This window comes from Halomonas sp. G15, assembly GCF_021282295.1.
GTDB classification, from domain to species: Bacteria; Pseudomonadota; Gammaproteobacteria; order Pseudomonadales; family Halomonadaceae; genus Halomonas; species Halomonas alimentaria.
In genome coordinates this window covers 1-8,669 of sequence record NZ_JAJSPA010000068.1, presented here as the reverse complement: position 1 = coordinate 8,669, position 8,669 = coordinate 1, and the positions used below count along the sequence as shown (strand labels likewise).

Genomic DNA, 8,669 nt, shown 5'->3' with positions numbered 1-8,669 from the left:
GCCCGGCTCTGCACCACCTCACGGCCCAGGGCCTCGAGCCCCGCCTGCAGACTGGGCCGCTCGGCGGCGAGCCAGCCCTCGGTGCGCCGGGCGAAGTCTCGGTCGGCCAGCAGGGGCGCCACCAGGCTCGCGGCCAGGGCGTTGACGCTCCAGGCGGGTTGGCAGGCACGGGCCGCCGCCACCGCCTCGGGCGCGCCCAGCAGGTAGCCCAGCCGCAGCCCCGGCAGGGTGAAGTGCTTGGTCATCGAGCGCAGCAGCACGAGGTGCGGATGGTCGGCGAGCAGCGGCGTCAGCGACTCCCGGGGGTCCCCGATGAAGTCCACGAAGGCCTCGTCCACCACCAGCCGACAGCCTCGCGCCGCGGTCAGGGCGAGCAGGCGCTCCACGTCGGGCTTAGGTACCAGGGTGGCGGTGGGGTTGTTGGGGCGGCAGAGCCACAGCAGCCGCGCCTCGCCAAGCCCCGCGGCAATGGCCTCGACATCGAGGCGAAAGTCCGGGGGTGCCAGGGGCAGCGTCACCACCGGCAGCTCGTGGGCCGCGCAGGCACGTGTGTACTCGGCGAAGGTGGGCTCGATGATGGCCGTCGGCACCCCCGGCCATTCGCGGGCCTGCAGGGCGGCGGCCAGGAAGATCGCCTCGGCGCCGCCGTTGGTCAACAGCACCTGGTCCATGGCCAGCCCCTCGTGGGCGGCGATGGCCGCATGAGCCTCGGCGTAGCCGGGATCGGGGTAGCGAGCGAGCGTCTCGGGCTCGGCGAGCCGGGCCGTCAACCACCCGGGAAGCCAGGCCGGCGGCCCAAGTGGATTGAGGTTGGCGCTCACATCCAGCACCGGGGCCCCCTCGGCCAGGCCGAAGCGCGCCAGCAGGGGGCCGGGCTGGCCACCGTGCAGGGGCCAGTCAGGGGAGGTGTTCGCGTCTCGTGCTCTCATGACATTGCCTCTCCGAGCAGCACCGTCGCCGCCAGCAGGATGAGGAAGACCAGCCAGCCACCGTGCATCAGGCGAATCGCCGCACCGATATGGGCCTGGCGCAGCGGCTCCCGGGACGTCCCCAGGCGGGCGCGCTCGGAGACCTCGCCGCGGTAGCGGCTGGTGCCGCCGAGCTGGACCCCCAGCAGGTTGGCCACCATGGCCTCGGGCCAGCCGCTGTTGGGGCTCGGGTGCCGGGGCGCCTCACGGCGAGTGGCGGCCAGGGCACTGCGGGTATGGAGGGCCTGCCGACCAGCCGCCAGGCAATAGGCCCCCAGCCACAGGGTCAGGGCGGTAAGCCGGGCCGGCAGCCAGTTGGCGGCGTCATCCAGGCGCGCCGAGGCCCGGCCGAAGTCGCGGTAGCGCTCGCTGCGGTAGCCCACCATGGAGTCCAGGGTGTTGACCGCCTTGTAGGCCACCGCCAGCGGGGCGCCCCCCAGCAGGGCGAAGAGGAGCGGCGCGGTGATGCCGTCCACCGTGTTCTCGGCCACGGTCTCCACCGCCCCGCGGGTCACCTCCCCTTCGTCCAGCCCCTCGGTGTCGCGGCCGACGATCAGGGAGAGTGCCCGACGCGCCGCGGGCAGATCGCCCCGGGCCAGCGGCGCGGCTACCGAGAGGGCGGCGTCGCGCAGGCCGCGAATGGCCAGGCAGCTGGCCAGCAGCCACCCCTCCGCCAGCCAGCCCAGCCAGGGGTGCAGGTTCGCCAGCAGGGCGATGGCGACCCAGGCCAGCAGGGCGCTGCCCGCCACCATCAGGGCGGTCATCAGCGCGCCGCGGATTCGGCGCGCCCGGGGCGAGCCATGGTTCCAGGCGCGCTCCAATAGGGCGATCACCGCCCCCATGCCCACCACCGGATGGGGCAGCCGGCGCGGATCGCCGATGGCCAGGTCCAGGACCACGGCGGCCAGCACCAGGGCCAGCAGCGCAGGCGACAGCGGCTCAGCCATGGGTGCCCTCCTCCATCGCCTGGCGCCGCCGCCACTCCCGGGAGGCCAGCAGCGAGGCGCGGGTGGCCCGATAAACCGCCCGGCCCAGCTCGCGACCGAGCCGTGTTCCCGAACCGGCATAGGGGGTCACCTCGCCCACTTGCGTCGCGGCAACGGCCAGGCAATCGGTGGAGGTGCCGCTGGCCGGCGTGCCGCTATGGGGGTCCAGCACCCCGAGGGAGTGCAGGGCGCGCACCTTGGCCTCGCTGGCCGACAGGCACGCGTTGACCAGGCCGCCGTCGGTGAGGTGGCCATCGATCAGGAGCAGGGTATTGATGGTGCCTACCGGCCGAGGATCCCCGGCCAGAGGGGCGGCGATATCCACGGCATTGCCGGCCCCGGCGGTCACCGCCGCCAGCACCCCCTGCCCTGCCTCCACGTGCAGGTGTTCAAGGCGCACCGCGGTCATCATGGCCAGGCTCTCGCCCGCCGGCAACCGCCGCGCCGCCAGCCAGTCGGCGAGATCCGCCGCCGGCGCGCCCCCGGCGTACCCCTTGTCCACGTGGAAATTGCAGAAGTGCCGTCGCCAGCCGAAGCCGCCGCCCACCAGGGCGCTACTCAGGGTCCAGAGCGGGCGCGAGGCGGCCAGGTGCACCCAGTCGGCGGTGACGTCGAGGGTGATTCCCGGGCCGAAGGCGAGACGTTGTTCCGACGTCACGGCGCGGTGTCGATGCCGGTAGCGTCGAAGGTGGCCATCTCGGCCGGCACACGACAGGCCGCTTCCAGTAGCGGGTAGGCCAGGGCCGCGCCGGTGCCCTCCCCCAGGCACAGCTCGAGGTCGAGCAGCGGCTGGGCATCGAGGGCCGCCAGGGCATGGGTGTGGCCCGGCTCGCGGGAGCGGTGTCCGAAGATCAGATAGTCGCGGGTGTCGGCTCCCAGTCGACAGGCCATCAGCGCGGCCACCGTGGCGATGAAGCCGTCCACAAGCAGCGGCACCCGGCGCGCCGCTCCGCCCAGGTAGGCACCGGTCATGGCGGCGATCTCGAGTCCCCCAAGCTTGGCGAGCACGTCCAAGGGGTCGTCACGATCCGGTGCACGGGCGGCAAGGGCGCGTTCGATGACCGCCTGCTTGTGGGCAAGGCGTTCGGCCGGAAGGCCGGTACCGCTGCCGATCAGGCCGGCCACCGGCGCCTCGCTGAGCGTGGCGAGCAGGGCGCTGCTCGCCGTGGTATTGGCGATGCCCATCTCGCCGATGATCAGGCAGCGGCAGCCGGCATCGACGGCCCGCTCGGCGGCGCGGATGCCCGCCTCGATGGCCGACACTGCCTGATCGCGATGCATGGCATCCGTCTCGACCATGTTGGCGGTGCCATGGCGCACCTTCTCATCCACGACGCCCTGGCCGGGCAGCGTGGCGGCCACCCCCACGTCGATCACCTCGAGGCGTGCCCCGAGCTGGCGGGCGAAGGCGTTGATCGCCGCCCCGCCGGCCACGAAGTTGGCCACCATCTGTGCGGTGACCTCCTGGGGAAAGGCCGAGACACCCTCGGCGGCTACCCCATGGTCGGCAGCGAAGACCAGCATCCCTGGGGGCGAGACCCGGGGAGAGGCCTCGCCGGAGATCGCCGCCAGCGTCACGGCCAGCGTTTCCAGGCGCCCCAGGCTGCCAGGTGGCTTGGTGAGGTTATCCAGATGCAACGCCATACGGTGGCCGGCGGCGTGATCGGCGGGGGTCAGGGCGGCAAGGGTGTCGGCGAGCATAGCGGGAGATCCAGCGGGATGGTGGCTAACGAAATGGCGCCATGATAGCAGCTCTCGGCCGGGACATTGTTCCGCCGATGCTGGGCAAGACCATGATACGCCTGGGAGAAAAGCCGGCCGGGATCAAGGCCGCGCGTCTCCCGCCCCGCACCGCCGCAGTCGGCTGCGACTTGCGGGGCGCTTGAGCCAAGGGCCGACGGCCCACAGAGTCGCCGCTGTCACCGGCGGGCATAGCGTCGGCATCGAGAGCGGTCACGTGCAGAAGGATAGGACCAACGATAATCAGGTGCTTTCGCCGAAGGTCTTTCGCCAGTCGCGGGGGCTGACCCGATGCCGCTGCCTGAAATGTTGCCGAAACGATGTCGCCGTGTGGAAACCGACCCTTTCCGCAATGGCCTCTACCGACAAGGAGGTGGTTTCCAACAGCTCGCGTCCACGCCGCAGCCGCTCGCTCACCAGCCACTCCACCACCGTCATGCCGGTGGCCTTGTGGAAGTGGCGCGTGAAGGTCCGCCGACTCATGGCGGTACGGGTGGCAAGCGCATCGATGGTGTGCGACTCCGCCAGGTGTTCTCGCAGGTAGTCGAGCAGGCGGTTGATGTGGGCGTCCTGGGTAGAGGTAGCAACCGGCTGCTCGATGAACTGCGCTTGCCCACCCTCTCGATGCGGTGGGACCACCATGGCCCGGGCCACCTTGTTGGCAATTTGCGCGCCGTAATATTCACGCACCAGGAACAAGCAACAATCCAGGCCGGCCGCGGTACCGGCAGACGTCACCAGACGATCCTCCTCCACGTAGAGCGCATTGGTATCCAGCTTGACTCTGGGAAAGCGGCCGATGAAATCCTGCTCGGCCATCCAGTGAGTCGACGCCCGCCTACCTTCCAGCAGCCCGGCGTAAGCCAGGGCATAGGTGCCGTAACATAGCCCCACCACATGGGCACCCCGCTCATGACAACGGACGAGCGCCTCGGCCAGCTCTGGCGGCGGCGCTTCATTCAGGTCATGCCAGCCAGGCACCACCGCGATATCCACCCGGTCCAGCAGCTCCAGGCCGCCGTCGGGCCGTACCGTCATCGCCCGCTCGGCCGCCAGCGGCTTCCCCTCCGGCGCCACGATGGACAGATCGAACAGTGGGCGATCGGGCAAGGCCATACCGAACACCGTATAGGGCACCGAGAAATGGAAGGGACTGATATTCGGGTAAAGGATCAGTCCGACGCTGGGCAACGGCAAGATGCGACTCCTGAGCTTCGTTCCTCATAATCATGGCACCTTGGCCCGAATCTTTCGAATATTGTCATTCAGGCCAATTTTTTGCTCAACCGCGCCCCGCTAGACTGCTTGCCATCACCCAGCAACGTAATGGAGGAGCATCCAGATGCTGATCAAGACCCTCGCCAGTTCCCTGGCCCTGGCCACGGCCCTAATCGCCGGCAGTGCATCCGCGGACTCGATCTCTCAGGAGACAACGCAGCAGGTGCAGCAGATCCGCAATGCCACGGTGAAGATCACCTATGGGGATACCACCTTCCTGATCGATCCCATGCTGGCCGAGCAGGGCGCCTACCCGGGCTTCGATGGCACCTACCGTAGCGAGCTGCGCAATCCGCTGGTTGGGTTGCCAATGCCGGCAGAGGATGTGATCGACGACACGGACGCCGTGATCGTGACCCACACCCACCTCGACCACTGGGACGCCGCCGCCCAGGCGCTGATGCCGAAGGATATCCCACTGTTCGCTCAGCACCAGGCCGATGCAGCGATGATCCGTGAGCAGGGCTTTACCAACGTGCGCATACTTTCCGATAAGGCCGAGTTCGATGGCGTAACCCTGAGCAGGACAGGCGGCCAGCATGGCACCGATGAAATGTATGCCTCACCTGAAGTCGCGGCCGCTCTCGGAGATGTGATGGGCGTAGTCTTCCAAGCGCCTGGCCAGGAGACTCTCTACCTGGTAGGCGACACCATATGGCGCGATGAAGTTGATCAGGCGTTCGATGAGTATGACCCTAAGATTGTGGTGCTCAACGCAGGGCAAGCGATGCGCAGCGATTATGATGATCCCATCATCATGGGCAAGGAAGATGTACTGCGCGCTACCCAGACAGCACCGGAAGCAACAGTAGTCGCCACACACATGGATGCTATCAACCATATGTCGCTGACACGGGAAGCGTTGAGAGAGTACGTGCAGGCGGAGGGCATCGAGGATCATGTCGTGATCCCCGCCGACGGCGAGGTCATCGCCTTCTGATCCAGAGGGCCGCCACCTTCATGGCGGCCCGATTTTCTCTTTCTGCCCGGGTGAGGCTTCACCCGGGCAGTTGCCATCACGTGGAGACGTTACAGCGTCATGTATGGCTGGGCTTCTCCGGCGCGAAACTGGTAGACGCTCCAGTCACCCTGTTTTGGCCCGGGCATGCCCGGGGTGCCGATGGGCATACCCGCCAGGCCGATGCCGTCGGTGTCGGGGTGCTCCTCGAAGAGTTTCTCTACCGCCTCGAAGGGCACGTGACCCTCGATGATGTACTCGCCCATCTCGATGGTGTGGCAGGAGCCCAGACCGTAGGGAAGTCCGGCACGTTCCTTGACTTGGCCGATCGGCACGTCGTCGACGACGGTGACCTCGACGCCGAGCGCTTCGAGTTGGCGGGCATATTCATCGCAGCAGCCGCACTGGGGGTTCTTGTAGAGGGTCGCCGCATCGGGCATAGCGGCCTGTGCGGTGCCGGCACCGATCAGCAGCGCTGCGGAGACAACCAGAGTGGGGGCAAAACGGTTCATGAGCGATCCTCCCGAGACCGACGAGACGTGAAGAGGTACTTGGCGAGAGCGGCAATGCCGAGACCGAGCAGAAGCATGACGGTCAAGGGCATCAGCCAGCCCATCCAACCCATTGACCCCATCAGGGAAAAGCAATCGTTGGCGTACATGATGTGACTCCTGACGAAAGAAAGGGGGCGCCGATAACGAGCCAATACGTCGTTACCGGGAAGTCGAGCGACGTCAGGACTTGGGAGGTTCTCGGGGTGGTGCAGCGATGAACTCGACCACGGCTGGGTCGGCCAGGTCTACAAGAGCGTCCGGAGGGACGCGGGGGACAATCGGCGTGGCGGTCAATGCCGCGCAGGCGCCGCAGTCGGCGACGGTATGATCGGGCATCTCGACCTGGGATGTGCCACAGTCGACGGCGCAGTCGTCCATGGTCGCATGACCGGGCAGGCTGGCGACCAGCAGCAGTACCGCGAGTAGCAACGCCATCAGGCGTACTCCTCGGGTGTGCAGCAGGTAGCGAACATTGCAGGTCATTCGGTCATCCTCATGGTCGAGGCCCCATTCTGCCTTGGTGGCCGTGTCGTCCGACATGATCCAGGACAAGGGATTCGGCATGGCCTTCATCAGGCCCTTGGATGCTACAACCTGCGCGTTACACAAGGGTCAAGAGGTTTCGAGTTCAGTCTCATTTCAGATTGCTGCGGTATAACCAATGCTCCCCTGATACGATCAAAGAGGTTCCATGATGCGCAAGTCACTGCTGGCCATCACCCTTTGCCTGGCCGCCACTTCCGCCCTTGCTGCCGGTGAACATGGTGGTTCTCACGCTACAGCGCCAGATGCCGAGGTCGACCGCACCATCCGGGTCGAGGCGGGCGACATGTGGTTCGATCCCGAGGAACTCAGCATCTCCGCTGGAGAGACCGTGCGCTTCCAGGTAGTCAACACCGGCAACCTGCAACACGAATTCGTGATCGGCGATGCCGAAGCCCAGGAAGCGCACCGCGAGATGATGCAGGCCATGGGAGACAGTGGTCATGGTGACGGCCACGACGGTCATGGCGGCCATGACATGGCGGAAGGTGCGCATGGCGGCGAGATGCCGGCGGTAACCATCGCGCCCGGCGACACCGCAGAGCTGGTGTGGACCGCCCCCGCCGACGTGGAGTCGCTCGTCTATGCCTGCAACATCCCGGGACACTCCGAGTCCGGCATGGTCGGCGAGATCCAGCTGGGCAAGTGAGCCGACGCATGAAGCTCTTGCTACTCGAAGATGACGACTTACTGGCCGAGAGCCTCGCCGAATCCCTCAAGGACAACGGTTACCGGGTCGACCTGGCCACGTCTCTGAGAAACGCTGAGGCGCTTATGACGACCGAGACCTATGCGCTGGCGATCATGGACCTGGGCCTTCCCGATGGCTCGGGTCTCGACCTGCTCAAGCGGTGGCGCCAGTCGGGCCGCGACCTGCCGGTGTTGATCCTGACGGCTCGGGATACCTGGGAAGACAAGGTCGTCGGGCTCGAAGGCGGCGCGGATGACTACCTGACCAAACCCTTCCACGAAGCCGAGCTTATCGCCCGGGTCAAGGCACTGTTGCGCCGCCAATCGGGGCGACTCTCCAGTCAGTTGACGCTGGGTGATGTCTCCCTGGACGAGGCCAACCAGTGCGTCCGTGTGGCCGATGGCCCCTGGCACCCGCTGACAGGCACCGAGTTCGTGCTGCTGCGCTACTTCATGCATCATCCGGGGCGCGTGCTCTCCAAGGAGCACCTCCTCAACCAGCTCTACGCTCTGGAGCAGGACGCCGCGGCACCCAATCTCATCGAGGTGTACATCGCGCGGCTGCGCCGTCACCTGGGCAAACCAAGCATCCAGACCCGTCGCGGCCAGGGCTATGTCTTTGTTGCGGATTGATCGTCGCAGCCTGCGAATCCGATTGCTGGCCTGGCTGTCGGGTATCGCCCTGCTGGTCACCGGGTTGACCTGGCTACTGCACGGGATCCTGCTCAACGACCTGGCTCGGGACTTCCTGGGGGAACGGCTCGAACGCGAAGCCGATCACGCCATCGAGCAACTGCGCCGTGATCACCTGGCCACCGCCCGAGTCCAGGGAAAACGCATGAAAAACCCTACACCGCGAGAATGTCTGCGAGGTAGGTCTCATCCAGCGCGGCTTTCTTCTGCTTTCGCCGAATACCGCCTTTGAAACGGGTCTCCCCTTTCAGGTAATTCA

The 8,669-nt window shown here is 66.8% G+C and carries 11 protein-coding genes; 3 read left to right on the top strand and 8 right to left on the bottom strand.

Going from position 1 to position 8,669, the window contains the following annotated elements; genetic code table 11:
• From LWH48_RS17755 to LWH48_RS17735, 5 genes are all read right to left on the bottom strand, one after another.
• Window positions 1–929 (bottom strand): pyridoxal phosphate-dependent aminotransferase (locus LWH48_RS17755; protein WP_232913624.1); only part of this gene is annotated, 929 nt, incomplete at its 3' end.
• Entirely contained in the window at window positions 926–1,915 is a 990-nt protein-coding gene (gene cbiB / locus LWH48_RS17750; RefSeq protein WP_232913623.1) for an adenosylcobinamide-phosphate synthase CbiB, read from the bottom strand. The genes LWH48_RS17755 and cbiB, both read right to left, overlap by 4 nt.
• Complete coding sequence (locus tag LWH48_RS17745; RefSeq protein WP_161432723.1) at window positions 1,908–2,612, bottom strand: adenosylcobinamide amidohydrolase; 705 nt, start codon at window positions 2,610–2,612, stop codon at window positions 1,908–1,910. Before LWH48_RS17745 ends, cbiB begins: the two co-directional genes overlap by 8 nt.
• Complete coding sequence (gene cobT / locus LWH48_RS17740) at window positions 2,609–3,655, bottom strand: nicotinate-nucleotide--dimethylbenzimidazole phosphoribosyltransferase (protein ID WP_232913622.1); 1,047 nt, start codon at window positions 3,653–3,655, stop codon at window positions 2,609–2,611. Before cobT ends, LWH48_RS17745 begins: the two co-directional genes overlap by 4 nt.
• Window positions 3,656–3,937: 282 nt before the next feature.
• On the bottom strand, window positions 3,938–4,891 hold the full coding sequence (locus LWH48_RS17735) for a GlxA family transcriptional regulator (RefSeq protein WP_232913621.1): 954 nt from the start codon (window positions 4,889–4,891) through the stop codon (window positions 3,938–3,940).
• Between the two features lie 145 nt (window positions 4,892–5,036).
• Here LWH48_RS17735 and LWH48_RS17730 point away from each other — a divergent pair, with 145 nt between their 5' ends.
• Window positions 5,037–5,912 carry an MBL fold metallo-hydrolase gene (locus tag LWH48_RS17730; RefSeq protein ID WP_232913620.1) on the top strand — a complete coding sequence of 292 codons (876 nt, stop codon included), beginning with the start codon at window positions 5,037–5,039 and terminating at the stop codon, window positions 5,910–5,912.
• 89 nt (window positions 5,913–6,001) lie between these two features.
• Here the strand turns inward: LWH48_RS17730 and LWH48_RS17725 are convergent, their stop codons facing one another.
• The 3 genes from LWH48_RS17725 to LWH48_RS17715 all read right to left on the bottom strand — a co-directional run bounded on the left by LWH48_RS17725 (window position 6,002) and on the right by LWH48_RS17715 (window position 6,967).
• Window positions 6,002–6,442, bottom strand: a complete 441-nt coding sequence (locus tag LWH48_RS17725; protein WP_161432719.1) for a DUF411 domain-containing protein — start codon at window positions 6,440–6,442, stop codon at window positions 6,002–6,004.
• Entirely contained in the window at window positions 6,439–6,591 is a 153-nt protein-coding gene (locus LWH48_RS17720; protein ID WP_232913619.1) for a hypothetical protein, read from the bottom strand. Before LWH48_RS17720 ends, LWH48_RS17725 begins: the two co-directional genes overlap by 4 nt.
• A 73-nt stretch (window positions 6,592–6,664) precedes the next feature.
• The gene (locus LWH48_RS17715) at window positions 6,665–6,967 is read right to left on the bottom strand and encodes a hypothetical protein (RefSeq protein WP_232913618.1); all 303 of its coding nucleotides are present in this window, start codon (window positions 6,965–6,967) and stop codon (window positions 6,665–6,667) included.
• Window positions 6,968–7,175: 208 nt separating this feature from the next.
• Between LWH48_RS17715 and LWH48_RS17710 the strand changes: the two genes are divergently transcribed.
• Complete coding sequence (locus LWH48_RS17710; RefSeq protein ID WP_232913617.1) at window positions 7,176–7,676, top strand: cupredoxin domain-containing protein; 501 nt, start codon at window positions 7,176–7,178, stop codon at window positions 7,674–7,676.
• An 8-nt stretch (window positions 7,677–7,684) separates the two neighbouring features.
• The gene (locus LWH48_RS17705; protein ID WP_232913616.1) at window positions 7,685–8,350 is read left to right on the top strand and encodes a response regulator transcription factor; all 666 of its coding nucleotides are present in this window, start codon (window positions 7,685–7,687) and stop codon (window positions 8,348–8,350) included.
• Window positions 8,351–8,669 lie beyond the last annotated feature (319 nt).

Excerpts from the sequence above, each read along its gene's own strand:
- LWH48_RS17705 (WP_232913616.1), top strand. The coding sequence starts at position 7,685 with ATGAAGCTCTTGCTACTCGAAGATGACGACTTACTGGCCGAGAGCCTC.
- LWH48_RS17715 (WP_232913618.1), bottom strand. The coding sequence starts at position 6,967 with ATGACCTGCAATGTTCGCTACCTGCTGCACACCCGAGGAGTACGCCTG.
- LWH48_RS17710 (WP_232913617.1), top strand. The coding sequence starts at position 7,176 with ATGATGCGCAAGTCACTGCTGGCCATCACCCTTTGCCTGGCCGCCACT.
- LWH48_RS17720 (WP_232913619.1), bottom strand. The coding sequence starts at position 6,591 with ATGTACGCCAACGATTGCTTTTCCCTGATGGGGTCAATGGGTTGGATG.
- LWH48_RS17730 (WP_232913620.1), top strand. The coding sequence starts at position 5,037 with ATGCTGATCAAGACCCTCGCCAGTTCCCTGGCCCTGGCCACGGCCCTA.
- LWH48_RS17725 (WP_161432719.1), bottom strand. The coding sequence starts at position 6,442 with ATGAACCGTTTTGCCCCCACTCTGGTTGTCTCCGCAGCGCTGCTGATC.
- cobT (WP_232913622.1), bottom strand. The coding sequence starts at position 3,655 with ATGCTCGCCGACACCCTTGCCGCCCTGACCCCCGCCGATCACGCCGCC.
- cbiB (WP_232913623.1), bottom strand. The coding sequence starts at position 1,915 with ATGGCTGAGCCGCTGTCGCCTGCGCTGCTGGCCCTGGTGCTGGCCGCC.